Raw genomic sequence first — 26,417 nt, 5'->3', positions numbered from 1 at the left:
TTTCTGTTACATCAAATAGACAAAATATTTAATTAAAAAGAAAAAAGAGGAAATGAGGAGAGAAAAATGCTATCAAGCAAATTTTTAAAAACAGCGTCAGCCCTTTTACTTAGCGGTGCATTGCTTTTAAGTGGCTGTGGAGGTGGAGGAGATACTGCGGCACCTTCCAAAGATGGTGGAGCAAAAGCTGCCAACTCATCTAATAAAGTATTAAATATCGGCATAAAAGCAGATCCGCCGAGCCTTGATCCTGCACAATCCACGTCGTTATATGATCGTTACGTCCAAAATAGTTTATATGACAAGCTGTTTGATGTTAACGAGAAGGGTGAAATTGTCCCTATGTTGGCTACTTCTTATGAAGTTTCACCAGACGGTTTGAAATACACGTTGAAAATAAAAGAAGGCGTAACGTTCCATGACGGAACTAAATTAGATGCAGAGGCTGTTAAATTCAATCTGGACCGTTATAGAGGTGAAGGCTCAAAACGTAAGGGTGAATTGAAGTTTATTACGGATGTTAAAGCAGTAGATCCTGCAACTGTTGAACTCGTACTGGAAAAACCATTTACGCCACTTATCTCTACACTTACTGACCGTTCAGGAATGATGGTTTCTCCTGAGGCTGCGAAAAAAGCAGGGGATGATTTCCGCAATAGTCCAGTTGGGACAGGCCCATTCACCTTCGTAGAGCAAGTGAAGGGTGACCATGTTACTTTGAAAAAGAATGAGAACTACTGGAATGGAGAAGTGAAGCTGAACGAGGTTAACTTCAAAGTATTTACCAACCAAAGTGCTGGTGTACAAAATCTTCGTTCTGGTGCATTAGATATTCTTGATGAAGTTCCTGTAAAAGAAATCCCAGGACTTGAAAAAGATCCTAACTTTGAGGTGATATCTGCTGCCAACTATGGCTATCAGGGTATTCACTTGAATATGAGTACAGCACCTTTCGATAACAAGTATTTGCGTCAAGCTTTTGACCGCGCTATCGATCGCGAAACTGTTGTAAAAGTTTTATTTGATGGATACAGCTCACCAGCCAACTCCCCATTCTCACCAGGCCACCTGGTTTATGGAGATTCGGATAAATCAGAAAAACCAGATGCAGCAGTCATTAAAGATTTATTAGCAAAAGGTGGAAAACCAGACGGTTTCTCTTTCACAATGCAAATCTCTACTTCACCTGCTAACGAACAATTTGGTGCGGTACTTCAAAACATGCTGAAAGAGCACAACATTGACATGAAATTGGAAAAAGTTGAATACGGAACAATGCTAGATAATTCAGAAAAAGGTACCTACCAAGCTATGCAATTAGGCTGGTCTGGACGCGTTGACCCTGATCAAAACATTTATGACTTCAATGTAACGGGAGCACCAAATAACAAATCTCGTTATTCAAATCCGGAAGTAGACCGTTTGATCAATGAAGCTCGTTCTGAACAAGACAATACAAAACGTAAAGCACTATATGATCAGGTAATGGAAATTCTTCATGATGAAGTGCCTTATACCTATATCTTTCATAACTATGACAGATTCGGTGTATCGAAAAAGGTAAAAGGCTTTACGTATGTTCCAGATGGCATCATTCGTACAGCCAATCTGGACAAAGAATAATAACTACTTTATTGGGGGGAGAGATCTGACATGATGTTTGTAGTAAAACGTCTATTGCTCACGATCCCGATCCTAATCTTGGTTTCCATCATGACGTTTTCCTTGATCCATATGATTCCGGGTGATCCTGCCCGGGTCATTCTGGGTCAGGAAGCAACGCCTGAAGCGTATGAAGCACTACGAGCCGAGTTGGGACTGGACAAGCCGATCGTTACGCAATATTTTACTTGGTTAGGAAATGTGGTTCAAGGAGATCTGGGGATGTCCATCACAGATCGGGTACCGGTAGCCGATCTGATTTTGCAACGATTGCCGGCCACGATTGAGTTGACGATAGGGACATTTATCTTTGCATTAATTATTGCGATTCCAACCGGGATATTAGCGGCTGTTCGCCGGAATACCTGGATTGATTACACTGCTTCGTTTACTGCCCTTGGTGGGATGAGTATTCCGAACTTTTGGTTAGCCTTAATGGCTATTATTTATTTCTCCGTTGAAAATCAATGGCTGCCATCCTCGGGATATGTTCCATTCTCGGAGGATCCAAAAGCAAATCTCATGGCGATGCTCTTGCCTTGTATGGTAACTGGTTTACGTGAGTCTGCAATGCTGATGCGCATGCTTCGTTCGTCACTGGTCGAGGTTGTACATATGGATTTCGTCCGTACTGCTAAAGCAAAAGGTTTAAATGAAGTAAGAATGGTTCTGGGTCATGCTCTACGTAATGCTTTAATTCCTGTTGTTACTACTTCTGGCTTAATGATCGCAGGATTATTGGGCGGACTTGTTATTACGGAGTCCATTTTCTCCATTCCGGGCTTTGGACGACTCATTGTAGAGTCTGTATTTAAACGTGATTATGTAACCGTGCAAGGTGCAATTTTGGTATCTGCCGTATTGGTTGTTGTTGTTAACTTGTTGGTTGACTTGCTATATGCGGTAATTGACCCTCGTATCAAAGCAGGCAAGGGGGCTGAGGGCTAATGAAGAACTGGAAATTGTTCATGCGTTCCGGCATGGGAGTCGTTGGTGCGATTATCATTTTAGGTTTAATCCTGTGTGCTACTTTTGCTAGTGTAATCGCTCCATATGACCCAAATGTACAAGATTATAACAGTATTTTATTAGAGCCTAATTCTGAACATTGGTTTGGTACAGATGACCTTGGACGTGATATTTTTTCTCGCGTGGTGTATGGTGCCCAAATCTCAATTAAAGCAGCGATTGTCTCAGTAGGGATCGCGATGATAATCGGGGTACCGATTGGACTCTTTACAGGGTATTATCGAGGATTTTGGGATGAATGGGTTGTCATGCGTGTCGTAGATGCTATGCAAGCCTTTCCGTTTTTAATTCTAGCACTGGCAATCTCGGCTGTACTAGGAGCTGGTTTTGGTAACGCCATGCTGGCAATCGGGATTGGTTTTGCACCTGCGTTTATCCGTATTACACGAGGACAAGTATTGTCACTTCGAAATATGGAGTATATTCATGCAGCGAAGTCCGTAGGAATGAAAGATAGTCGGATTATCTTTGGCCATATTTTACCGAATGCATTAAGTCCAATCATTATTCAGGCTACGCTGGCTATGGCATCTGGTATTTTGGCAGAAGCATCTCTATCTTATCTGGGTCTTGGCGTTCAGCCGCCAACACCTTCCTGGGGAAGCATGTTAAATCAGGCACAGTCATTATTAAGCGTAGCACCATATGCAACATATTATCCAGGTTTAGCAATTTTCGTGGTCGTACTTGGGTTTAACCTTTTAGGAGATGGCCTCCAACAATATCTAAACCCGAGAACGCGCAAATAGGGGGGAAGCGTGATGTCGGTCATCTTGGATGTACGAAACCTGGTAACCACCTTTAGCACTGATTATGGAAAAGTAGCGGTGGTAGATGGCGTTGATTTCGTAATTAAACAAGGAGAGACGCTTGGAGTCGTAGGTGAATCCGGTTGTGGAAAAAGCGTAACGAGCCTCTCTATCATGGGATTGTTAGCCCAAAATGGTAAATCGGAAGGGGAAATCCGCTTCCATGACAAAAACTTGTTGCAGGTCTCTGAAAAAGAGATGCAAAAAATTCGGGGTAACGAGATAGCGATGATTTTTCAGGAGCCGATGACTTCCTTGAATCCATTGCATCCCGTAGGAAAACAGATTGGCGAAGCTGTGTTGCTGCATTTAAAAGTAAGCAAAGCGGAAGCAAAACAACGTGCCATTCAAATGTTAAAAGCTGTAGGAATGCCCCGAGCAGAAGAGATATATAATGAGTATCCCCATCAACTTTCAGGGGGAATGAGACAGCGTGTCATGATCGCGATGGCAATGGCCTGTGATCCAAAGCTGATTATTGCCGATGAGCCAACGACTGCTCTGGATGTAACCATTCAAGCGCAAATTCTCGATTTAATGCAGGATGTTAAAGAGCAAACGGGTACTTCTATCATGTTGATCACCCATGATTTGGGCGTAGTTTCCGAAATGTGTGATCGTGTCATTGTTATGTACGCTGGGCAAGTAGTGGAAGAGACGGATGTTGAGACTTTGTTTAGTGAACCTAAGCATCCATATACGGTTGGTCTGATGGAGTCCATCCCGGAACTTGGTACGGAAAAAGAATATCTGGATACGATTCCGGGTGCAGTACCATTGGCTCACCAAATGCCAACAGGTTGCCGATTTGCACCACGCTGTTCCAAGGTAATGCCAATTTGTGAGCAGAAGCAACCGCCTCTCTTAGAATTATCCAACCAAAAATGCCGTTGCTGGCTGTACCAGGAGGTGTCAGAGTGATGCAACCATTGCTTACAATCAAGAATTTGAAAAAATATTTCCCTATTCATGCAGGGATACTTAACAAAACGGTAGGGCATGTAAAAGCGGTGGATGGTATTCACTTCAACGTCTATCCTGGAGAGACTCTTGGAATCGTAGGCGAATCTGGCTGTGGTAAATCTACGACAGGTCGTACGATTCTGCGATTATCTGAACCAACAGAGGGAGAAGTGCTATTTAACGGAAAGGATCTAGCGAAGCTATCAAAGGAAGAAATGCGACGGATGCGCAAGGATATCCAAATGATTTTCCAAGATCCGTTTGCTTCGCTTAATCCCAGGAAGACCATTAAACAGACCTTGATGGAATCACTTGTTGTACATGGGATCGGCAGCAAAGAGGAACGTAAGAAGCGCATCGAGGAGATCATTCAGGTAGTTGGTTTGCGACCGGAGCATTTAGATCGCCATCCTCATGATTTTTCTGGTGGACAGCGTCAACGGATTAGTATAGCTCGTGCTCTTGTGGTAAATCCCAAGGTCATTATCGCTGATGAACCTGTATCCGCGCTGGATGTATCCATTCAATCGCAGATTCTTAACCTGATGAAAGACCTTAAGAAAGAGTTTCAACTGACCATGATTTTTATTTCTCATGACCTGTCTGTTGTCAAACATTTATGCGATCGGGTAGCTGTTATGTATCTGGGACGTGTGGTTGAGATTGCCGATAAGAAATCATTGTTTGCAAACCCTAGTCATCCTTATACACAAGCTCTGTTATCTGCTATACCACAGGCGAATAAGGCACAAAAAAAGGAACGGATCTTGCTGCATGGTGATCTGCCAAGTCCAGCAAACCCACCTAGTGGATGTACATTCCATCCGCGTTGTCGATTTGCAACGGAGTTATGCAAGTCAACTCCTCCAGAACTAAGAGAAGTTAGTGAAGCTCATATGGTCTCCTGCCATTTATATGAAGAAATAAATCAGAGATAGGGGGAGAGGTCATGGTTTATTGGCAATTATTTCTTGCGTTTTTCCGAATCGGTATATTCGGATACGGTGGCGGACCAACTATGGTTCCGCTGATCCACTCGGAATGCGTCAAGAGGTACAAATGGGTAACGGATGAAGAGTTTGCAGATAACTATGCACTTGGAAACACGTTACCCGGCCCAATTGCCACAAAAATGGCTGCTTATATTGGGTATAAGCAAAAGGGGTGGCTCGGAGCGACGGTTGCTATCTCTGCCATGGTTTTTCCTGTATTAATACTGATGGTTGTTTTAATGCAATTTGTTAATACACTAAAAACATCAAGCACGGTTCGTGGGATGATTGATGCAATTCAACCAGTCATTGCTGTCATGATGGTCGTTATGACGTATGAGTTTTGTACCAAGGGCTGGAAAGATAGCGTTGGGACCAAGCAAAAGCAAGGGTTCGTCGCGATGCTAGTCATTTCTATCATTGCCCTGGTTCCTTTTGCCTTACATCCCGGTTTATTCGTTGCAATCACCTTAGTGGTAGCCTTTTTTTACTCGACATGGCATGCCAACAGACAGAAGAAGCAGCGTATTGGCAAGGGGGCATCGTAACATGATTTATTTAGAGATTTTTTGGGCCTTTTTTATATCGAATATTCTCGGTTATGGCGGAGGGCCGCCAAGCATCCCGCTGATCCAAAACGAGGTAGTGGACCATTTTCAATGGATGACAGTAGAAGAATTCGGGGAAACACTGGCATTAGGGAATGCTTTGCCTAGCCCGATTTCTACCAAATTGGCTGGATACATCGGTTATGAGGTCGCTGGCTTGCCGGGTGCTATCGTAGGTTTGATTGCTACCATTCTCCCGACAGCTATTGCGATGATTGCCTTGCTAGGAATCTTTCATTTGTTCCGTAATGCACCTCAAATAAAAGCGATGACAAAATCAATCAGACCAATCGTAACAGTATTGCTTGGCACACTAGCTATAGAGTTTTTGCTTGGTTCCTATGAGCGAATTGGTTTATGGCATACGTTATTCCTGGGAGTAGCTTCTTACTATCTGATGGAAAAACGAAAATTACATCCGGCTCTTGTCATATTACTGGCAATGGGATACGGGGGACTAATCATGTAAGTAGATAATAGAACTGAGGAGAAAATGGGGGACACATTGATGATAAATTTTGATGCACATTCCTATCCGTATACATCACAGCGCACGGCTACGTATGGCAAAAAGGGAATGGTGGCTACATCCCAATCCCTAGCCGCGCAGGCAGGACTGGATATTTTAAAAAAGGGTGGCAATGCAATTGATGCCGCTATTGCAACTGCGGCTTGTTTAACAGTAGTTGAGCCAACTTCCAATGGTATTGGTGGCGATGCTTTTGCCCTCGTCTGGGTGAAAGATAAATTGTATGGATTAAATGCGAGTGGTCGAGCACCTCAAGCGATTTCCATTGATGCAGTGAAAGCACAGGGAAATGAAAAGATGCCTACATATGGCTGGACGCCTGTTACGGTTCCAGGTGCTCCTTCTGCTTGGGCTGAATTATCGGAGCGTTTTGGTAAATTACCGCTCACAGAGGTTCTACAGCCTGCCATTGATTACGCTGAGAATGGATTTCCGCTCTCCCCAATTTTAGCCAAGTACTGGAATCTGGCACATGAGAAATATAAAAAGCTATTTACAGGTGAAGAGTATAAGCCTTGGTTCGACACGTTTACTTTAAATGGAAAAGCTCCACAGGCAGGTGACATGTGGAAGCTACCTGGGCATGCGGCTACCTTGCGCTCTATCGCTCGGACTAAGGCTAAGTCGTTCTATGAAGGAGAGCTGGCGGATCAAATTGATGCTTTTTCCAGAAAGCATGGTGGCTTTTTGCGAAAGGAAGATTTGGCATTGCACCAGGCAGAGTGGGTAGAACCAATCAAAGCAAACTATCGTGGCTATGATGTGTGGGAAATCCCACCAAATGGTCAGGGACTGGTAGCCTTGTTAGCACTTAATATCGTAGAGGGCTATTCTTTCAAGGAAAAAGATACAGTTGACACGTACCATAAGTCTTGGGAAGCAATGAAGCTGGCATTCACAGATGGACTTCGCTATATCACACAAAACGATAAAATGACTGTGAGCATCGAAGATTTACTTTCCAAAGAGTATGCAGCCAAACGTCGTGAATTAATTACAGATACAGCTCTTGATCCAGAGCCAGGTGAACCAGCTCGAAGCGGTACCGTTTATTTGGCGACAGCGGATGAAGAGGGGAACATGGTCTCCTTTATTCAAAGTAACTACATGGGCTTTGGATCAGGAATTGTTATCCCTGGCACAGGGATTGCCATGCAAAATCGTGGGCATAATTTCTCACTTGATCCTGAACATGATAACCGTCTTGAAGCAGGCAAGCAAACGTACCATACGATTATTCCTGGCTTCCTAACGAAGGATGATAAAGCAGTTGGTCCATTTGGAGTAATGGGTGGCTTCATGCAACCACAAGGCCACATGCAGGTCGTAATGAATATGATTGACTTTAATCTTAATCCACAGGCTGCGCTAGATGCCCCACGCTGGCAGTGGAAAGAAGGAAAGGTCTTTGAATTGGAGCGTTCCTTCCCTGAGCATGTAGCGCTTACTCTTGAGCAAAAAGGACATGATGTAAGGTACGCAGTAGGGTCTGGCAGCTTCGGACGAGGCCAGATCATCGTACGCAATGAGGACGGCGTATTAATCGGTGGAACAGATCATAGAACGGATGGTACTGTAGCCGTCTGGTAAGACAGCATAGAGCATTGAGATTCAACATGAAGAGCCAGGTGAAAAAAGAGTTGCCATTCCTTTTTTTCAAGGAACAGCAGCTCTCTTTTTCGTGGAACAGGTATCTTGCCACACACAGCATGAGAATTACTAAAGTAATTCATAAATATTCTTCTTGATACTGTCGATTCCAATAGCAAATCCGAGGCTTTGGCTTGCTTGAATGATAAAGGCATTCAGTCCGATCACCTCGCCATGAAGATTGATCAAGGGTCCACCGCTGTTACCAGGATTGATAGCTGCATCTGTCTGAAAAATCTCTTCGTATCGTCGTCTGGCTACCTGAATCTTTCTGTTCTTGGCGCTAATAATACCAGCAGTAACAGAATTCTCCAGTCCAAGAGGACTCCCCACGCTAATAACCCATTCACCGACACGAGCGTCACTAGAGCTTCCGAGAGGTAACGGGTAAAGCTTACTATCAGGGTCGATTTTAATGATCGCATAATCTCTTTGTGGATCACTGAAGATCGGTTTGGCTTCATGTACTTTTCCATTCCATAATTTCACATAAATAATAGAAGATTTACTTATTACATGTTCACTGGTGAGAATATAACCCTTGGGATGAAAAATGAAGCCTGAGCCAAAACTTTTCTCTGTTTGCCCCGTTTGGATTGGTTCCATATCCAAGAAGCGTTGGAGGATATCCTCGATGTCAGCAGGGCCAGACTTATCTTCACAGATGAGAGAAACCACACCATGTTTTACCTGCTCTACTAAGGGGACAAAAAAGTTGAAGGGGTGCAGGTTATTTATATGTTGATATTTGGAGTTCATGTAATAGGGCCCATTCCTAGGTTTCACGCTTTCATCTCCTGTCTTCCTGCGGATGAGATTATACCTCATAGTATGGAAAGAGTGGAAAGCAGGAACGCCCATTTCTTGTGAAAAAAAACGGCAGTAAGATTTTATTTGTGTGAAGAAACGAATAATTGAACACATTGAACTAGGCTACATTTACTAGACAAGTGAGATGAAATAAGTCTTAAGAAGCTTGTGCAGGTCTGTTTTTCCTTAGTAATCTCGTAAGAAGAGGGAGAAGGGATTCATTTATTTTCAAGTTCTTGCTATAAGTTGGTTAAACAATTTATAATATTGTAAAAAGGTCAAAAGAATGTAATGATTGTCACTGTATTTTTTGTACAAGCCTACTTCCGGAGGAAATGTTATGGACGTTAAATCAATAATTTTAGGCTTACTTCATTATCGAGAGATGAGTGGTTATGATATAAAACAATTCTTCACCACTAGTATCGGCTTTTTTTATGATGCAAGCTATGGCGCAATTTATCCAGCATTGAAAAAATTGGAACAAGAAGGATTGGTAACGAAGGAAGAAGTTATGCAGACAGGTAAACCGAATAAAATCATGTATTATCTGACAGCTGAAGGTAAAGAGCATTTTCGTGCCGAAATGAAGTCAGACATTGAGAATCCGGTATTGCGCTCTGATATGCTGACTCGACTATTCTTTGCCAATTTACAAAGCCATGAAGAGCAAAAGGACTTTTTCCACCAACTGATTTCCTATCAGGAACAGCGTAAAATGAATCTACAAGATAATTATGAGAAAAGCACGGAAGACCTTAACGATTATCAAAAAATGTGTTGGGAGTATAGCCTCCATCAATTGGATAGTGCCATTGAGTTCTTTAAAAAGAAGCAAAGCAATGAAAAAGGTAAAAAAGTTGTGCATACCTAGTTGAACACGTAACCGCCCGCTCTCCTCAATGTAAAAAGCTCGAGGTTTTCATATCCTCGAGCTTTTTCATATTTTCTTTGCTTATCCAATTTATTTTAGATTTTCTGGATTTAAGCACTCCAATTCAGGAATTACGAACCGGCCGTCTTTACGAATCAATACGTCGTCAAAGAAGATTTCGCCGCCACCCCATTCAGGACGTTGGATCAAAACCATATCCCAGTGGATGGAGGATTTATTTCCGTTGAAAGCTTCATCATAAGATTGACCTGGCGTAAAGTGAATGCTGCCGTCAATTTTCTCATCAAACAGAATATCTTTCATTGGGCTTTGGATAAACGGATTAACCCCGATAGCAAATTCCCCAACGTAGCGAGCACCTTCATCCTCATCAAAAATCTTGTTGATGCGCTCTGTATCATTTGAAGTAGCCTCAATGATTTTTCCATCCTTAAAGGTCAGCTTCACATTCTCAAACGTCATTCCTTGGTAAGGAGATGGTGTGTTGTAAGAGATTGTACCATTTACTGAAGTCTTCACTGGTGCAGTGAAGACTTCACCATCAGGAATGTTATTTTGTCCCGCACACTTGATTGCAGGAATGCCCTTGATGGAGAAGGTCAGGTCTGTTCCTGGAGCAGTAAGGCGAACTTTGTCTGTGCGCTCCATTAAGGCTACCAATGAATCCATCGCTTTGGACATCTTACTATAGTCTAGGTTGCATACATTAAAGTAAAAGTTTTCAAATGCCTCTGTGCTCATAGAAGCCAATTGCGCCATGGATTCATTTGGATAACGCAGAATGACCCATTTTGTCTCAGGAACGCGAATATCTAATACGGGACGCTGCAATTGACGAGAATAGAGGCTCATTTTATCACTTGGAACGTCAGATAGTTCCGTAATGTTATTGCCTCCACGAATTCCTATGTAACAATCCATTTTTTTCATGAAAGCTACTTCTGCTTCTCTCATGATAGTAAGGTGATCTTCGCTGGTTTCCATCAATAGTTCACGCTGGATGCTTGGATCTTGCAATTGAACATAAGGATAGGCACCTGCTTCATATACTTTTCGAACCAATGCTTTTACCAGATCAGGTTGTTGCCCGATGGATTGGATAAGGACATTCTCACCTTTTTCGGCGCGGATCGAATAATTTACTAAGTTATGTGCTAATTGATCTAAACGTGGATCTTTCATCAGTCTTTCCCTCACTTTCGGTATCTTGAACATATTGTACACAAAAATGACTGGAAAGCGAAGGAAGTAATAAAGATTTTTTTATTGTGAAACACTTATCTATCAACGGTTTAGTATTCAGAAAATCTGGAAAAGCTAAAGGATAGTAACGAGCATGTAATAATGCAAAAAGGAAGGGATTTATAACATGAATAAAGATTCCCATGCTTTAATCGCCAATGAGCAAGTTTATATTACCATTTGTGTCGGAGAAAATTTTAAATCAATTGCCTGGAAAGCTCAGTATGACATGGAGTTCAGTTCGGAATGTCTATTCTGTTCCTCCGAAAAAATTACCGGTTATCGGGTTGAGGACGAATTGGGACATGCTGGGAAGATTGCTATTTGTCCTACTTGCGAAAAGGTTAATGCCGTTTATCACTAAAAAGCAGGACGTAAGAAGAAATCTGGAATGTCTTTGTTTGGGTATTTTTTCATTTAGTTACAAAAACTATAACATGTAAAATGAAAGATAAAGACCTACAATGGTAGAGAGTGTCATAGACATAGAATAGGTAAGGCCGTTTGAGAGAGGAGTAATATACAATGAAATTTTGCAGTCAATGTGGTGCAAAGATGGATATTACCTTGCGGAGTCTTGTATACCGCAAAAAAGTACATATTCTTAATGTACCGATCTATGTCTGCAACGATGGATTATGTGCCTTCACATCGGTAGTTGATGTAATTAAAGACGATGTAAAGCTTCTTATGAAAGAGCTAGGAGATAAACCGGAAGCGCAGGAAATCCTGTTCGACGAAATTTCTGAGTTTGCCAATCTGCTTGTTAATATTGTGGAGCAGGGAGACTCTGAACAGGTTATTGAAAAAATGGAAGAACGAATTGATGAGCTACTTGATCTCTATTTACTGGCAAAATCACTTGACGATGCAAAGTGGATAGACGAGATTAAGCGAAGGCTGACTCAAATTAAATTGGAAGTGTAAGACTGGGCAGTCCTGGTTTGCCTTTCTAACGCTACCTCCTTTATGATGAAGAGAAGCGAAAAGATGGAGGGGGGCTGTTATTGATGTCTGACATGCTAAATCTTGAATCAGTAGATGACCTGAATGCATTTCTTGCTCACCCAGGGAAACGTCTTCTGCTAAAACATAGTACGATTTGTCCGATCAGTACAACTGCACTGGAGCAAGTAGAGACGTACTTGGCTGATTCTGATGTGGCTACTGCGATTGTACTGGTACGTGAAGCAAGACCTGTATCTAATGAGGTTGCTGAACGGTTCCAAATTAAGCATGAATCACCACAGATTTTCCTGTTTGAAGACGGTGCGGTTAAATGGCATACGTCCCATTGGAAAATTACCAAGGATACACTGGTAGAAGCAGTATCTAATTAATTGAACGAAAAACAGAGTCCCATTAATGTGTGGGACTCTGTTTTGTTATGCCCAATATAACTGAATTCGATCACCAGTCATGAGTGGTGACTGGAATGAAGCATCTTCCCCGTTTACTTGCATGATGAAAACGGGGAGTCGTCCATCAATTTTTTGCGGCTGAGGTGGAATCTCTATGTAGCGGAAAATATCGCTTACAATGGGATTCTCCCCTTTTTTAGAATGGATATGAACAATGGCTTGATCATATAAGGTGGTCTCTAAGGAAGCAGGTTGACCATCCAGTACGATATTCCATTCCCCTATTTGAATTTGAACAGGCTGCTCATTTACATATACTTTTACGGTTTCACAGATCCAGTCATCAGTTGGAATGACATCGCGAATCACAGGAGCAGGTAGAGTCTGTATCTGGCATTCTAGCACGTCCTCAGCATAGATGCGCTGGTACATTTCAGCTTCCTTTCCATTCACAAGGACTTGCAGCTTTTTAATTGGGCAGGTAAACGTTTGATTGTTAATTGTAAATGAAAAAGGTTCGCTTGCAAGTATCTCATCCAATAATGAATAGTGTGAGCTGCTCTGTACTGCTTCTATCACGGTCAAGGGAAGACGAACCTCCAAATCAGCTCGGTCAGCAAGACTTTCATCTGGTGAGAGCAAGATGCCATTCTGAAAGACGAGCTGTGGCAGTCGATAGTTTTCTTGGTTAATGGTTACAGGCAGGGCTTGTGTTGGATCAAGTAAATCTTTTGCGATAGCTACTGCATCCTCTCCATTGCTACCAGCCTTCACCAATAGAGTGTCCCCACTATCGATTTGGGAGTCGAGAGCAGCAGGTTCGCCGTTTAGCACGATTTTTGGAGATGTGCCATGTCCGCCAGGAATAATGGTCAAGCGTCCATTTACGGTTAGAGACATCGCTAATCCCGGTCTGCCGTGCAGTTTTTTCATATCCCAGCCTGCTGCAAGGAGGGCATCGCCAATAGACATTTTACGTAAATCAAACAATCGAACCTGATTGTCATTGATCGTTACCGTTACATAACGAATTGGTTGCGCCAAAGCTGCTGCTGCTATTCCAATGGGGGTTACAAAGGCAGGGCCATTCAGCTCTGTCAGTTCACCAGTTACAGACTTAATCGCATCTGCCCCACGCACAGCAACACGATTGGTTGCGATTTTGAGGTGGGTGGCTACTTTTTCTGGCAGTGTTGGCGTTAAGCTTCCACCACCAATCAGCATGACTGCCTGTGGCGGTTTTCCATTCAATTCAATAATTCGGTGAGCAATTTTTACAGCAAGCTCTTCAATATCTTTATTGATTGCCAGTACGATCTCGTTTACAGTTAACTCTTGCTCTAGCCCCAGAATATCTGTGAAAGTAACTTGTTCCTGACTAGGAAGCTGTCTTTTTACTTCTTCTGCGACATGGAAATCAAGTAGGAACGCATTCATGAGCGCGTCCGTGATTTCATCGCCAGCTATCGGAACCATGCCATAGGCTGTAATGGTTCCTTCTTCGGTCAGAGCAATATCGGATGTGCCTGCACCGATATCAACGAGAGCAATATTAAGACGACGCATAGTAGATGGTATAAGCACATGTATAGCGGCAATGGGCTCTAGAGTAAGGGCATGCATATCCAAGTCACAGCGTCTCAATGCTGCTAAGAGCGAATCGATAACAACTCGAGGCAAAAACGTGGATATAACGTCCACTGCTGCGGTCGTCCCTCGCTGATCGACCAGATTACCAATCACTTCACCATCTAAATAGTAGTGAACGACACTGTACCCGACACAATAGTAACGGGTAATGTCCGTGTCATTTAATTCCTGAGCTAGAAGGCTCTGAGCCTTCTGTACAGCGGCAAATTCCAGGGTAAGAGAATCATCCTTGGTCAATGCTGACAAGTGATTGATAGGTAGTTCGTAGCTGACTCGTTTTGTTTTGAGAGAACGACCAGCTGCTGCTACTGCCACTTTGTGTAAAGGGCCATGCTTTTGCTCCAGTTTTTGCTTGATCTTACTAATTACATCAGCTACAGCAATAATGTCGTGTATTTGTCCGTCCAGCATGGATCGCTCTGTATGCTCTTCAATAACGACATCAAGAACGCGTAGCTGGCCTTCTTCAGCAGTAGCAACAAGTCCAACTACGCTCCTGGTACCGATATCTAGGGCAAATAATATTTCTTGTTGGGACAAATTATTATGTATACTCAAAATAGTGTCACTCCTTACCTGTGACTATGATCAAGATTGTATCTCTCTATCATATATCAGCTTTTATATCGGGAAAAAGAAGCCTTTTTGTAAGCGTTTTGAAAAAATTCACAATTACTTTCGCGCTTTTTAGCACTAAACTACTGGTAAAACAGTATCTCATCTACTATAATAACAAATAACTTAAAGCAAGTTGTCGAATATCCACACTAAAACAGGAAATACTATCGTGTAAAGAGAGAGGCGGAGAGAGAATGAGTCATGATCAAGTTGAAAGTATCCGTAGTCAATTGGACGAAATCAATTTGCAATTATTAGAATTGATTAACAAACGTGCTACTCTTGTTCAACAGTTAGGCCAAGAGAAGAAAAAGCAGGGAATTAATCGATTTGACCCTGAACGTGAGGGGAAAATGTTGAATCTAATTGTGGAAAACAATAATGGTCCATTTAGCGATACAGCAATCCGCCACTTGTTCAAACAGATCTTCAGTGCTTCTCTGGATCTTCAAAAAGAAGATAGCCAAAAAGTACTTTTGGTAAGCCGCAAAAAACAGGAAGAAGATACAGTTGTTACGATAAAAGGGGTACAATTCGGTGGAGCAGAAAAAATTCTAATCGCAGGTCCTTGCTCAGTTGAAAGCTACGAGCAAGTAAGAGAAGTAGCTGCTAACCATGTAGAACAAGGCTTGCGTGTCATTCGTGGTGGAGCATTTAAGCCACGTACCTCCCCATATGACTTCCAGGGTCTAGGATTAGAAGGACTGGAAATCTTGAAACGAATTGGAGACGAGTTTAATCTGGTAACGATCAGTGAAATCGTTACACCATCTGACTTGGAAATGGCTATCAAGTATGTTGACGTCATCCAAATCGGAGCACGTAACATGCAAAACTTTGAATTATTAAAAGCAGCTGGCCGCCTCAACCATCCAATTTTGTTGAAACGCGGTTTGTCTGCCACAATAGAAGAGTTCGTTTATGCAGCAGAATACATCTTGTCAGAAGGTAACTCTCAGGTTATGCTGTGCGAGCGTGGTATTCGTACCTATGAAAAAGCAACTCGCAACACGCTAGATATTTCAGCTGTTCCAATTTTGAAGCAAGAGACGCATTTACCAGTTTTCGTAGACGTAACACACTCCACTGGTCGTCGCGACCTATTGCTTCCAACAGCAAAAGCTGGTCTAGCTGTAGGGTCTGACGGAATCATGGTAGAAGTACATCCTAATCCAGATGTTGCTCTCTCCGATGCGAAACAACAGCTTACCATTCCGGCTTTTAATGAAATGCTAAGCAATCTGTATGCATCTGGTTTATACAAGCCTGAAGGAGTTGCGGTTAAATAAGTTGGATCTAGTCTATCTGGATGATTTGAATAAGACCTGGCGAAAATAATTTAACGGGTTTCCTTATAAGGAGCAAATAACTCGATTGACGATAAAAGTGACATTCAAACTGACTTTAGTTTGGATGTCACTTTTTCTTTATGCATTAAGCCAACGGATACCAATCTACTAGCTTGTTGTAAATCCTTGCGCCAATTTTTAAATGAAAATTGAGTAGTCAAACAAAGCACAAAATTAAATATTGTATTCGTTTTCATTTTATGTTACTATCGATTACAAGTTAACGGTGATGCGGCGTGTTACTAGTTCGACTAGGCATGAGCCAAAAGGTAGGAGTATGTCTTTCCCACCTTTCTGGCTCATGCTTTTTTGACTTTATTCTAATTAGGATAACCATATGTAAGTAAGCTCCTTCTGCGCAAAAGGTGCTACGCAATAAAAAGTCAATACGTTTCTAATGTAATAAATATATTAGCCGGAGGAGCATAATGATGAAACTTAATAAAAAAATGATAGCTAGCTTCATTTTAACTTTATCCCTGGTAACAACTACATCTGCTTTTGCAAATACGAATACAACCTCGATCAAAAATGACGAGCCAACGTCTTATCGCATTAATAAGTTAAAAGAAACAGCTATGTATTACTACTGGAATGGCGGTGATTTGAAAAAAGCTGAAGCAGAGATTTTCAAAGGTATTACACTAAAAGGAAAGTATGATGTCGTAGAAAATGCATTTGCTGAAGCAATACATTTAGATCCGTTTGATAATGATCTCAAATTCTCGCTTGCTTCTACACAAATCATTCAAAAGAAAGTACCGGAAGCATTAGAAACCTATAAGGGTATTCTTAATCTAGATCCGAATAACTTCAATGCCAACCTGTTGTATGGGGCGTACTCTAAAACAAATGGAGATCAAAAAACATACGACAGTCAAATCGCAAAACTGAAAAAGTTGGATGAGAAAAAGGCTAATGATTACATAGCGAAAATCGCATCTGCTGATTCTTACATGAAGACTACTTTAAACAAAGATGTACCAAAAGGGTTACCACAAAAAGACCACGCAATTGTTATTCTTGGTTATGCACTAGCTGATGACGGTACAATGCGTGAACCTTTAATTGGGCGCCTTGAAGCAGGTCTTACTCTAGCTAAACAGTATCCAAACTCTACGATCATCGTATCTGGCGGTGTTCCTAAGAATGGTGTAACAGAAGCTGATGCAATGAGCAAATGGTTAATAGAAAAAGGTGTGGATAAAAATCGCATCATCTTAGAAAATAAAGCGACTGACACTGTTGAAAATGCGCTTTTCTCTATATCTATTATGGAACGTGAAGGTCTAAAGGATATGACATTAGTATCCAGTGCTAGCCATATGCGTCGTGGACTTACTGTTTTCAAGGAAGCGAGCGATCACTATGCGAAGCTAATGGGTAAAGAAGCAGATCGTAAATTTACCAACATGGTATTTCTTGATTACAAATCGTTAGAAGAAGCACATCAAGTTCCTAACGAAGAAAAAATGGTAATTTACCGTGATTTATTGAGAACCTCTGGAATTTGGGCTTATCCTGGATTGCAACGCTAAGGTAGAGTAAGAATAACGAAACCGTCTTATCTGTAGGAGTTTTCTACGGATAAGACGGTTTCTGTTGTCAGGTGAATATTTCCGATCGGAAAATAGTGATTATATGGTGTTATTGCGGTCAAAATGGCGTTATAATGCAATTAGAAGGTAAATAATAGCTAGAGAAAACGGTTGCAACGTTGGGCAAGCTATCGTATCATATGGCTATCAATTTGTGAAAATAATTATGAAAGTAAATTTGTGGAAGATGGTGAATCGAGATGCCGATAACAATATATGATGTAGCACGAGAAGCAGGAGTTTCTATGGCCACGGTGTCCAGAGTGGTTAATGGCAATCCGAACGTTAAACCAATAACTCGTAAAAAGGTAATGAATGCAATTGAGCGTCTGGGATACCGTCCTAATGCTGTAGCGAGAGGTTTAGCGAGTAAAAAAACGACGACTGTCGGAGTAATTATTCCCGATATATCCAGCTTGTTTTTCTCTGAGCTGGCACGTGGGATTGAAGATATTGCCACAATGTACAAATACAACATTATTTTGTGTAACTCCGATCATCGATTGGAGAAGGAGCTACAGTTAATTAACACGCTATTGGAAAAACAGGTAGATGGTCTGTTGTTTATGGGAGCAGAAGTAAAGGAAGAGCATTTGCAGGCGCTCGCTACTGCTTCAATCCCAACTGTTCTGGCAGCCACTCGTGATCCAGAGAGCAAGCTTCCGTCTGTTACAATTGACCATTTCCAGGCAGCATATGATGCCACAATGGCATTAGTGAAACGGGGACATAGGCGGATTGCAATGATTACTGCCCCGATGAATTATCCACTGGAGGGCTTTGTTCGATTTGAAGGGTACAAACAGGCGTTAGCAGATTCTAACATTCCATTTGCAGAAGAGTTAGTCGTAAATGGTACATATCGCTATGATTCTGGATTGGATGGAATGAAGCAGTTCCTAGCTTTGGAGAATCCTCCTACAGCAGTCTTTGCTGCAAGTGATGAAATGGCTATTGGAGCGATCCATGCTGTTCAGGACGCTGGTAAGAGCGTTCCTGGCGATGTTGAGGTCATTGGTCATGATAATATTCGTCTGGCCGAAATGGTTCGTCCGCGCCTAACCACCGTTGTTCAACCGATGTATGACATCGGAGCGGTAGCCATGCGCCTATTGACCAAATACATGAATAAAGAACAAGTAGAAGATCATATCGTACTCTTACAGCATCGAATTGAAAACCGTGAAAGCACGAGTTTTCTTGATGAGGAAGATGAATAAGAGAGCAAAGATAAGGAGAGAGTCTATGATTATCGGCATTATCGGAGCGATGGACGAAGAGATCGCTTTGTATCTGGAAGCCATGCGTAAGGAGGAGCCAGTCACGAAGGCTGGTATTACCTATTATCCGGGTGAGTGGAATGGCCAACAGGTTGTTTTATGCAAATCAGGTGTCGGAAAAGTAAATGCTGCGGTTTGCACCCAGATTTTACTTCAGGATTTTGCTGTTACCCATGTTATTTTTACAGGAGTGGCTGGTGCCGTACATCCTGAATTGTCTATTGGAGATATCGTTGTTTCTAGCGATTGTATCCAGCATGATATCGATGCAACCTCTCTTGGTTTTAAACAGGGAGAAATTCCTTACAGTGATAAATGGATCTGGGAAGCAGACGAGGAATTACAGACTCTTGCCCTTCAAGCAGGGGAAAAATTGCAGGGAAATGTACTAGTTCGTTCAGGGCGTATCCTATCTGGTGATCAGTTTATTTCTGATCGCGACAAGGTACAGAAGCTGTATGATACCTTTGCAGCAGCATGCACCGAGATGGAGGGTTCTGCTGTGGCACAGGTGTGCGACATGAATAATGTTCCGTTCGTCATTGTGCGTTCTATGTCTGATAAAGCTGATGGTTCCGCACATGTGAATTTTCTTGCGTTCACGAAGCTAGCTTCGAAAAATTCCTATGAAATGATAAACCATATGTTAAATGAGATGGGTGAATAGAAATGAGCCAAGTCATTGTATATTCCACAAAAGGATGCGTGGACTGTGAGCTGGTGAAGCAGCTTTTAGATGAAAAGCAAGTTCCTTATGAAGTGCGTGATGTGATGACAAGTCGTACTTATCAGGAAGAGGTTGAACAATTTGGGTTCATGGGTGTTCCTGTAACAGTCGTGGAGGGAAAAGCAATCAAAGGGTATCAGCCTGACGAATTGCTTGAATTGTTAAAGGGATAAAATCGCAGTAGTAACCTGACGAGAACTAAAGAACAGCGATTAGCTAGAAGGATATACTAGCTAATCGCTGTTTTTCTCGTTAGGTAGCATGAGTGCGTCTTCATATTTTCTGAGGCATATGAAGGGCAGCCTTTTCTAGAATCAATCGGTTCTTTTCACTTATTTCTTTCCTCCGTGGAATCGGGGGAAACTGGTTTTCACCATCAAACAGATAAGTTGGTAACTCCACCTGAGAATAATTTTGCCATTTTGATAGCCACTCCTCAGGAAGAGGTCGATTTGTAAGAGGTTGATCCGTCATTTCACTCCACAATAGTGTCCAGGCACGAGGAACCACACGCCAGATATCGTAGCCGCCGCCTCCAACAGCAACCCAGCGACCCTCGCACAATTCATGTGCTAATGTATGGGCTAATCTAGGGATTTTCTGATAAATCCGCATACTGCAGCAAAGGTGGGTGAGTGGATCATAAGTATGAGCATCACAGCCGTTTTGCGTTACAATGATGTCGGGTTGAAAGGAACGTGCAATACGAGGAATGAGTGACTGATATACTTCCAGAAAGGAATCATCTTCGGTAAAAGCATCAAGCGGAACATTTATCGAATAACCATATCCTTGTCCGTCCCCGCGCTCTGTAACATTCCCTGTACCAGGAAACAAATACTTTCCTGTTTCATGAAGAGAGACAGTGAGGACATTGGGATCATCATAAAAAGCCCATTGAACACCATCGCCATGATGGGCATCCGTATCGATATAAAGTACACGTGCGTTCCAATGCTTTCGTATGTATGCAATGGCGACAGAGCAATCGTTATAAATACAAAAGCCCGAAGCTCTACCGCGAAAAGCATGGTGTAATCCGCCTGCGGGATTAAAAACATGATGAGCCCGAGCGTTCATCACCTCGTCAACAGCGACAAGTGTTCCACCCACAATTAAAGAAGTAGCCTCATGCATATTACGGAATATTGGGACATCTTCTGTGCCCAATCCATAGCTAGCAGAAATGGGAAGCTCTGTCTCTTCCATACCTTGACGACGAACCGTCTGGATAAATTGCTGATCATGAATTAACAATAATTCTTCTTCTGTGGCGTAGCGTGGTGAAAGGACATTTTCTGGGGAAATTAGAGCAAGCGATTGCATCAGCTCATGAGTAAGAATAAGTCGCTGCTGGTTAAATGGATGCTCCTTATGAAAAAAGTAACGGGTGAAGTCAGGCGAATAAATAAACCTTGATTGTCGACTCACAAGGATTGGCCCCCTCTAATTGGGTCAACCACTTGAAAGCCCTTTTCTTGAAGCATTTGTGTGACGATACGAGTATCCATGGTGGTGACGCGAAAAATCAGATTCTTTTTTCCTTCTGTAGTATGAGGAAACATCATCACGCTTGCGACATTCACTTTTGCATCACGAAAAACCTGACTAACCTCTGCGAGCATACCATAGCGATCATCCACCTCAACCTCTAGATGTGAGCTGGCGTGATGTACCCCAAAAAGCTCAATCATTTTATATAAAATATCAGATTCAGTTACAATCCCAACCAATTGGCCGTTTTCTAAGATGGGGAGTGAGCCAACCTTATGTTCATATAAGGTTTTCGCTGCATCCTCTAAAAATTCAAGCGGATGTGCAGTGATGACATCTGTAACCATAATTTCATGAACCTGTTTTTGCATGACCATTTTGTCATCGGAATGACTGCAAAGCACGGAAGGAAGAGCATCTCGTATATCACGATCTGAAATAATCCCGACAAGACGGTTTCCATCCATAACAGGGAGATGGCGAATCCGATTTCCTTTTAACAAGGCAAACGCAACTTGAATCGTCGTATCAGCGGTTACCGTAACCACTTTCTTACGCATAAATTGTTCCATACGCATAAGCTATTGCCCCTCTCTTTCTAATATATGAAGCGAGATGAAAAACGCATGTTATCAAAGGTATTTACACTTTCAAACGGGACTCTTTTCCCAATCCTTGTCATTAAACAATTGGCAGGGTGGGAGCAGATTTCTGGATCGTCAGTAGCCGTCCAGCTCATACCGATACTTCCCATTACTTTCTCCATTACTTTACGATAATCCCATACAGAAAGCCCCGTTCCTTTTAAATCCCAATGCCAATAGTATTCAGTGGTAATCACGATATAATCTTCCATGGCATCATCCGTGTAGGCTACTTCCAGCATTTTTTTGGCGATGCCACCAGCACGAATCTTGGCGCTTACTTCAATGGCTCCCAGCTCAAGTAGATCATCCATTGGTATCTGAGACCAGCGCTCCAGTGGATCTGGATGAAGAAACGTTACATACCCCAATACAAGATCTTCGTGCCTTGCGATAATAATGCGCCCCTCGGGGAGTGCAGCGATTTCAATAAGAGCATTATGTTGTTTTTCTGGTACACGAAATGCTTTTAACCCTTCGTCAAATTGCATGGCAGCAAGTGCATCAGCAGAGATTGGGCCTTCAACGATGATTAACTTATCATCTACCCATGTTTCTGTTTGGAAAAATTGCTTTCTGTGAATCATCTGAATCATTCACCATCACTTCCTTCAATCTTCCTGTCTAGTATATCCTATTCACCTAACAAAGAGTCTTACCTTTTTGAAAATTCAATATTATGTCAAGGAATTCGTTCGGTATTTCGTCATAACTTCCATAAATTCCTTTTATTACTTTTCTTAGCTGTAGTGGGCATGCAGAAGAAGCACATTTTTTATCCGCACTCTTTATTGTGTAGCTAGGTCGGGCCTTAAAGGTTCTGGACAAAAAATGTGCTTCTTCTGCAAACGGCTTTAGAGGAAAATCAATACATAAATAAAAGCAAAAGTATGAAAAACCAGCTTCTCTTTTCACACGGAGCGTCTTGGCGAAGCCCGTCCGAGCGGAGCATTATTTATCGGGAATTAGACAAGTCTTACAGTGAATACAACGTTTTGAGCTTCCCCGATAAATAGTGCGGAGCGGGCAGTTCAACTCCTTGAGGGCGAAGACTTTTAGCGAGGTGTGAAAAGAGAAGCTGGTTTTCTCCACAAAAAAAGACTGCCGGGAAGATTCTCAGACAGTCTTTTTCCATTGATTATTTTACTTGAGCTTGAGCAGAGGCTGGCGATTCACCATAGTTATTCACTGCGGTAATGTAGAATTTGCCACTTGGCTCGGTTGTTGTTAGTACAAAGCTAGTTCCTGATACGGTATCCATCAATTGGAATCCGCTCGCATCATTCATAGCGTAATATACATTATAAGCAAGAACCTGATCTTTGTCTGGGTTCTTTTTCCAACTAACTTTGAGACCGTCTGCTATTTTCGATGCAGATATGCCCGTAGGCTTGGTAGGAATACCTGTTGTTACAGGTTGTTCACCTGTACCTGTTGTCGTTCCCATTCCTGGATTTAATGTTCCAGAGTCAGTCCCACCAGAATTAGGATCTTCTGGCGATGTTGGTGTACCAGGAAGAGAAGGATCCAAAGGACTTCCGCCCGTTGCAGATGACCCAGTTGATTCGTTACCGCTAAGATCAACAGCTGTTACGTAATAACCTTGCTCACCACCAGATACAGCACCTGTATAAGAAGTGGTTTTCGGGTCCGGAATGGTAGCGATTTTTTCCATGCTACCACTTGCTGTGACGCGGTACACTCGATAGCCGACTACATCTGCTTCTGGACTGATCGCCCAGGATAGTGTAACACCGCCTGCCTGACTCATGCTGAGAGCAGCAGGTGGAGATGGAGTACCTTCCACTTCTACACGAGGATCTTCCTTCTCAGGTAAGCGATCTTCCCAGTCTGCTGGTTTAGCTGAAACGCGACTATTTTTCTTAGCCACATCCTCTGATGCAGGAAGTGGATCTGGACTCTTGAAGAAGATTCCGTCTGTTACGAAGTCATCTGGTGTATTTTCTTTAGCTAGGTATAAAACACCACCTAGCTGTACAACTTTTGCTTTTTGATGCCAATCGTCCACTTTCGATGGGGCATGGTTACGGTCAAGAATATCCGTTATCAAATGACCAGCTTCTTTAGACAATTCACTTGGCAATAGCCCGGATTTACTGTCCACGGTCATACTGATAATACCCTCAGGCTTTTCGAACTTGGCAGTTTTGGAGGCGATATCAGGTGCAATTTTATACACTTCATTTATTACTTTACCCCAGATTTCCATCGGACGTTTTTCTGCTGACTTAGGAATCGTGGCAGGCACATCATAACCTGTCCAAACTCCCAGTGATACATCAGGGGTATAAGCAACGAACCATGAATCGTAGTTATCATTGGTTGTACCTGTTTTACCAGCTATATCAATGCTTCTTGGTATAAACTTGCGCACGGACCCACCAGTACCAGAATTAACAACGGTTCGCATCATATCTGTGATAAGATACGAGGTTTGCGGGCTAAATACCTTGGTTGGTGTTACCTGATGTTCAAACACGATTTCGCCCTTGCTATCTACTATTTTACTAATCATATACGCATCTACGAAATTACCATTATTGGCAAAGGTTGCGTAGGCATTCGTAATCTCTTCCGTATTCAGTCCGTATGCCAAACCACCAATAACACCAGTAGCTGCATAGTTATCACTTTCAACTAGAGTAGTGACACCCATTTTCTTCACATAATCAAGCGCGGTAGGAATTCCAACCTTTAAATAGGTTTTAATGGCTGGCACGTTCCACGATTGACGAAGTGCTTCCCTTGCACTTAACATCCCGTGATAGCGTCTATCCCAGTTAAGTGGTAAGTGAGATCCGCTTCCACCGTTCGCTAGGAGAACAGGGGAGTCATCGATTGCTGTACCCGGCTGAAGCAATCCCAGTTCAAATGCTGGAGCATAGGCCGCAATTGGCTTCATGGCAGAACCAGGCTGTCTGGAAGCAGTCGCGTGATTTGTTTGTTCAACATTAAAGTCACGTCCGCCAATCATACCGATGATGGCCCCAGTTTTGTTATTGATCAGTGTTGCTCCCACTTCTTCAAGGGCATTCTCGATTGTTTCCTTTTTGCCATTACGGGTAACAGTATAGGTGCGATTCTTCCCGAAGTTTTTCGGATCAGACGCAATCTTCTCCATAGCGGTGTTGATTTCTTTGTTGACTGTTGTATGTACATGGTAACCGTTGCGAAGAATTTCACGTCGTTTCTCTTCTAATAACTGACGATATTCGTTTTTGCCTACATCCTCTTTTTTACGTCCATCTTTGAATAATTCCGCATCTACCAATGCTTTTGCAGCACGTTCCTCAATCTCCATCATTAGGAATGGATGCTCGGAATAGGCGCGTTTTTGAGGCTTAGCAAGATTGGCTTGCAGGTTAGTGTTCCAAACCGCTTCAGATTCTGAGGATGTGATTACATTGTTTTCCACCATACTATCTAGTACGATCTTTTGACGTTCGCGACCACGCTCGTAGCCATCTTTAGTAAAAGGTGTGTAGGCCATTGGACTTTGCGGAACACCGGCAAGATATGTAGATTCTGCTAGAGTAAGATCTTTGGCATTTTTTCCAAAGATTCCTTTAGCAGCAGCCTGAATTCCGTAAATGTTAGAGCCGTTCGCGTCTTTACCAAAATAAACGTCATTGAGATATGCCTCCAAGATCTCATCTTTGGAAAACATTCGCTCAATTCTTATGGCATGTAATATTTCCTTTGCTTTACGTTTATGACTGACTTCCGGTGAAAGGATGGTTCGTTTTACGAGCTGCTGGGTTAGGGTACTACCTCCTGTTACGACAGACTGATTGGTAAACTCCTGAATAGCTCCCCTAAGCGTTGATTGAAGGACAACGCCGCTATGCTCTTTAAAATGTTTATCTTCCGTGGCGATTAGAGCTTCCGCTACATGAGGTGAGATTTCCGATAATGTTACAGTGCGACGATCTTCACCCTGTGCGCGCAATTGTCCAATAAGAGTCCCGTCTTCGTAGTACGCAAAGCCTGTCTCAAATTTGCTGAACAAGAGCTCTTCAATCTCTTCTTTGCTACGGATAGGTTCATCTTTGACAAGAGATGCCACATAACCTGTAGCAACACCACCTACCAGAAAGATGCCCATAAATCCAAGCAGGAAAAAGACTTTTAAGGCAACAACGAGTGGATGGCGTTTTTTGCCCCGTTGCCTTTTCTTTCGTCCCGGCTTCTTGGCAGGAGTTTGTTTATTTTGCATATACGTACTTCCCCCTTAAAAGATCAGACCCATTATACCATAAGAGAAAATAGCGGGATAGAAGCTTGTCGAGCTATCTCGAAAAGACAAAACCCCGCTATTTTAATTTGTTTGTAGGATTGACATTTATCTCTAGTTTTGCAGATGAATGATAATAGATGTATCCAGCTAAAAGACGAGTCAGGAATCCGTAAAGTTTCATTCATAATCTTTCGTACTTTTATCAGAATATCCATGAAGTGATAAAAAATGAGCATACGTATTTGAGGT

Annotated in this window: 24 protein-coding genes; 17 read left to right on the top strand and 7 right to left on the bottom strand. The window is 42.4% G+C overall.

From position 1 onward, the window contains the following. Positions 1–66: 66 nt before the first annotated feature. The 8 genes from LM917_RS22090 to ggt are packed head-to-tail and all read left to right on the top strand — an operon-like array spanning position 67 to position 8,182. Positions 67–1,623, top strand: a complete 1,557-nt coding sequence (locus LM917_RS22090) for an ABC transporter substrate-binding protein (RefSeq protein ID WP_232699875.1) — start codon at positions 67–69, stop codon at positions 1,621–1,623. A gap of 30 nt (positions 1,624–1,653) precedes the next feature. Beyond that, on the top strand, positions 1,654–2,610 hold the full coding sequence (locus tag LM917_RS22085) for an ABC transporter permease (protein ID WP_232699874.1): 957 nt from the start codon (positions 1,654–1,656) through the stop codon (positions 2,608–2,610). Further along, positions 2,610–3,440: an ABC transporter permease gene (locus LM917_RS22080; protein WP_232699873.1), complete on the top strand. Its 831-nt coding sequence runs from the start codon at positions 2,610–2,612 to the stop codon at positions 3,438–3,440. Before LM917_RS22085 ends, LM917_RS22080 begins: the two co-directional genes overlap by 1 nt. 12 nt (positions 3,441–3,452) lie before the next feature. Further along, the gene (locus tag LM917_RS22075) at positions 3,453–4,421 is read left to right on the top strand and encodes an ABC transporter ATP-binding protein (RefSeq protein ID WP_232699872.1); all 969 of its coding nucleotides are present in this window, start codon (positions 3,453–3,455) and stop codon (positions 4,419–4,421) included. Then, positions 4,418–5,401, top strand: coding sequence for an ABC transporter ATP-binding protein (locus LM917_RS22070; protein ID WP_309241973.1), 984 nt, complete (start codon positions 4,418–4,420; stop codon positions 5,399–5,401). Before LM917_RS22075 ends, LM917_RS22070 begins: the two co-directional genes overlap by 4 nt. A gap of 11 nt (positions 5,402–5,412) precedes the next feature. Then, positions 5,413–6,003 carry a chromate transporter gene (locus tag LM917_RS22065; protein ID WP_232699871.1) on the top strand — a complete coding sequence of 197 codons (591 nt, stop codon included), beginning with the start codon at positions 5,413–5,415 and terminating at the stop codon, positions 6,001–6,003. A gap of 1 nt (position 6,004) precedes the next feature. Continuing rightward, entirely contained in the window at positions 6,005–6,532 is a 528-nt protein-coding gene (locus tag LM917_RS22060) for a chromate transporter (protein ID WP_232699870.1), read from the top strand. A gap of 39 nt (positions 6,533–6,571) precedes the next feature. Next, positions 6,572–8,182, top strand: coding sequence for a gamma-glutamyltransferase (gene ggt, locus LM917_RS22055; protein WP_232699869.1), 1,611 nt, complete (start codon positions 6,572–6,574; stop codon positions 8,180–8,182). Between the two features lie 129 nt (positions 8,183–8,311). Here ggt and LM917_RS22050 read toward each other — a convergent pair whose 3' ends face one another. Further along, positions 8,312–9,028 carry a S1C family serine protease gene (locus LM917_RS22050; protein WP_232699868.1) on the bottom strand — a complete coding sequence of 239 codons (717 nt, stop codon included), beginning with the start codon at positions 9,026–9,028 and terminating at the stop codon, positions 8,312–8,314. Between the two features lie 364 nt (positions 9,029–9,392). Between LM917_RS22050 and LM917_RS22045 the strand changes: the two genes are divergently transcribed. Continuing rightward, positions 9,393–9,926 (top strand): PadR family transcriptional regulator, encoded by a 534-nt coding sequence (locus tag LM917_RS22045; RefSeq protein ID WP_232699867.1) that lies wholly within the window; start codon positions 9,393–9,395, stop codon positions 9,924–9,926. A 90-nt stretch (positions 9,927–10,016) separates the two neighbouring features. Here the strand turns inward: LM917_RS22045 and LM917_RS22040 are convergent, their stop codons facing one another. Next, positions 10,017–11,129 carry an aminopeptidase gene (locus LM917_RS22040; RefSeq protein ID WP_232699866.1) on the bottom strand — a complete coding sequence of 371 codons (1,113 nt, stop codon included), beginning with the start codon at positions 11,127–11,129 and terminating at the stop codon, positions 10,017–10,019. A gap of 187 nt (positions 11,130–11,316) precedes the next feature. Here LM917_RS22040 and LM917_RS22035 point away from each other — a divergent pair, with 187 nt between their 5' ends. From LM917_RS22035 to ytxJ, 3 genes are all read left to right on the top strand, one after another. Further along, positions 11,317–11,553 carry a hypothetical protein gene (locus LM917_RS22035; protein WP_232699865.1) on the top strand — a complete coding sequence of 79 codons (237 nt, stop codon included), beginning with the start codon at positions 11,317–11,319 and terminating at the stop codon, positions 11,551–11,553. Positions 11,554–11,714: 161 nt separating this feature from the next. Further along, positions 11,715–12,116: a hypothetical protein gene (locus LM917_RS22030; protein WP_232699864.1), complete on the top strand. Its 402-nt coding sequence runs from the start codon at positions 11,715–11,717 to the stop codon at positions 12,114–12,116. Between the two features lie 92 nt (positions 12,117–12,208). Beyond that, entirely contained in the window at positions 12,209–12,529 is a 321-nt protein-coding gene (ytxJ, locus tag LM917_RS22025; RefSeq protein ID WP_232699884.1) for a bacillithiol system redox-active protein YtxJ, read from the top strand. Between the two features lie 45 nt (positions 12,530–12,574). On the opposite strand, the gene LM917_RS22020 is transcribed toward ytxJ, so the two are convergent. Next, complete coding sequence (locus LM917_RS22020; protein WP_232699863.1) at positions 12,575–14,758, bottom strand: cell division protein FtsA; 2,184 nt, start codon at positions 14,756–14,758, stop codon at positions 12,575–12,577. A 254-nt stretch (positions 14,759–15,012) separates the two neighbouring features. On the opposite strand from LM917_RS22020, the gene LM917_RS22015 reads away from it, so the two are divergent. From LM917_RS22015 to LM917_RS21995, 5 genes are all read left to right on the top strand, one after another. After that, a complete protein-coding gene (locus tag LM917_RS22015) occupies positions 15,013–16,107 on the top strand; it encodes a bifunctional 3-deoxy-7-phosphoheptulonate synthase/chorismate mutase (RefSeq protein WP_232699862.1) in 1,095 nt (364 codons plus the stop codon). 488 nt (positions 16,108–16,595) lie between these two features. Then, positions 16,596–17,705: a YdcF family protein gene (locus LM917_RS22010; protein ID WP_232699861.1), complete on the top strand. Its 1,110-nt coding sequence runs from the start codon at positions 16,596–16,598 to the stop codon at positions 17,703–17,705. A 260-nt stretch (positions 17,706–17,965) separates the two neighbouring features. Then, complete coding sequence (gene ccpA / locus LM917_RS22005; RefSeq protein WP_232699860.1) at positions 17,966–18,985, top strand: catabolite control protein A; 1,020 nt, start codon at positions 17,966–17,968, stop codon at positions 18,983–18,985. 25 nt (positions 18,986–19,010) lie between these two features. Next, a complete protein-coding gene (locus LM917_RS22000) occupies positions 19,011–19,712 on the top strand; it encodes a 5'-methylthioadenosine/adenosylhomocysteine nucleosidase (protein WP_232699859.1) in 702 nt (233 codons plus the stop codon). A gap of 2 nt (positions 19,713–19,714) precedes the next feature. Beyond that, a complete protein-coding gene (locus LM917_RS21995) occupies positions 19,715–19,945 on the top strand; it encodes a glutaredoxin family protein (RefSeq protein ID WP_232699858.1) in 231 nt (76 codons plus the stop codon). A gap of 100 nt (positions 19,946–20,045) precedes the next feature. Here LM917_RS21995 and LM917_RS21990 read toward each other — a convergent pair whose 3' ends face one another. From LM917_RS21990 to LM917_RS21975, 4 genes are all read right to left on the bottom strand, one after another. Continuing rightward, positions 20,046–21,203: an acetoin utilization protein AcuC gene (locus LM917_RS21990; protein WP_232699857.1), complete on the bottom strand. Its 1,158-nt coding sequence runs from the start codon at positions 21,201–21,203 to the stop codon at positions 20,046–20,048. After that, complete coding sequence (locus tag LM917_RS21985; protein WP_232699856.1) at positions 21,200–21,844, bottom strand: CBS and ACT domain-containing protein; 645 nt, start codon at positions 21,842–21,844, stop codon at positions 21,200–21,202. The genes LM917_RS21990 and LM917_RS21985 overlap by 4 nt, the downstream gene beginning before the upstream one ends. 20 nt (positions 21,845–21,864) lie before the next feature. Next, positions 21,865–22,497, bottom strand: a complete 633-nt coding sequence (locus LM917_RS21980) for an N-acetyltransferase (RefSeq protein WP_232699883.1) — start codon at positions 22,495–22,497, stop codon at positions 21,865–21,867. 551 nt (positions 22,498–23,048) lie between these two features. Further along, entirely contained in the window at positions 23,049–26,147 is a 3,099-nt protein-coding gene (locus LM917_RS21975) for a transglycosylase domain-containing protein (RefSeq protein ID WP_232699855.1), read from the bottom strand. Positions 26,148–26,417 lie beyond the last annotated feature (270 nt).

The sequence above is a fragment of the Brevibacillus daliensis genome, assembly GCF_021245735.1.
GTDB classification, from domain to species: Bacteria; Bacillota; Bacilli; order Brevibacillales; family Brevibacillaceae; genus Brevibacillus_B; species Brevibacillus_B daliensis.
Note: the sequence above shows the minus strand (reverse complement) of the source record. Positions and strands in the feature narration are given on the sequence as shown.

Bases quoted from the DNA above. Each gene is read 5' to 3' on its own strand.
- LM917_RS21985 (WP_232699856.1), bottom strand. From the start codon at position 21,844: ATGCGTATGGAACAATTTATGCGTAAGAAAGTGGTTACGGTAACCGCT.
- LM917_RS22080 (WP_232699873.1), top strand. From the start codon at position 2,610: ATGAAGAACTGGAAATTGTTCATGCGTTCCGGCATGGGAGTCGTTGGT.
- LM917_RS22060 (WP_232699870.1), top strand. From the start codon at position 6,005: ATGATTTATTTAGAGATTTTTTGGGCCTTTTTTATATCGAATATTCTC.
- LM917_RS22090 (WP_232699875.1), top strand. From the start codon at position 67: ATGCTATCAAGCAAATTTTTAAAAACAGCGTCAGCCCTTTTACTTAGC.
- LM917_RS21975 (WP_232699855.1), bottom strand. From the start codon at position 26,147: ATGCAAAATAAACAAACTCCTGCCAAGAAGCCGGGACGAAAGAAAAGG.
- LM917_RS22045 (WP_232699867.1), top strand. From the start codon at position 9,393: ATGGACGTTAAATCAATAATTTTAGGCTTACTTCATTATCGAGAGATG.
- ccpA (WP_232699860.1), top strand. From the start codon at position 17,966: ATGCCGATAACAATATATGATGTAGCACGAGAAGCAGGAGTTTCTATG.
- LM917_RS22010 (WP_232699861.1), top strand. From the start codon at position 16,596: ATGATGAAACTTAATAAAAAAATGATAGCTAGCTTCATTTTAACTTTA.
- LM917_RS21980 (WP_232699883.1), bottom strand. From the start codon at position 22,497: ATGATTCACAGAAAGCAATTTTTCCAAACAGAAACATGGGTAGATGAT.
- LM917_RS22040 (WP_232699866.1), bottom strand. From the start codon at position 11,129: ATGAAAGATCCACGTTTAGATCAATTAGCACATAACTTAGTAAATTAT.
- ggt (WP_232699869.1), top strand. From the start codon at position 6,572: ATGATAAATTTTGATGCACATTCCTATCCGTATACATCACAGCGCACG.
- LM917_RS22075 (WP_232699872.1), top strand. From the start codon at position 3,453: ATGTCGGTCATCTTGGATGTACGAAACCTGGTAACCACCTTTAGCACT.
- LM917_RS21995 (WP_232699858.1), top strand. From the start codon at position 19,715: ATGAGCCAAGTCATTGTATATTCCACAAAAGGATGCGTGGACTGTGAG.
- LM917_RS22065 (WP_232699871.1), top strand. From the start codon at position 5,413: ATGGTTTATTGGCAATTATTTCTTGCGTTTTTCCGAATCGGTATATTC.
- LM917_RS22000 (WP_232699859.1), top strand. From the start codon at position 19,011: ATGATTATCGGCATTATCGGAGCGATGGACGAAGAGATCGCTTTGTAT.
- LM917_RS22035 (WP_232699865.1), top strand. From the start codon at position 11,317: ATGAATAAAGATTCCCATGCTTTAATCGCCAATGAGCAAGTTTATATT.
- LM917_RS22085 (WP_232699874.1), top strand. From the start codon at position 1,654: ATGATGTTTGTAGTAAAACGTCTATTGCTCACGATCCCGATCCTAATC.
- LM917_RS22030 (WP_232699864.1), top strand. From the start codon at position 11,715: ATGAAATTTTGCAGTCAATGTGGTGCAAAGATGGATATTACCTTGCGG.
- LM917_RS22015 (WP_232699862.1), top strand. From the start codon at position 15,013: ATGAGTCATGATCAAGTTGAAAGTATCCGTAGTCAATTGGACGAAATC.
- ytxJ (WP_232699884.1), top strand. From the start codon at position 12,209: ATGCTAAATCTTGAATCAGTAGATGACCTGAATGCATTTCTTGCTCAC.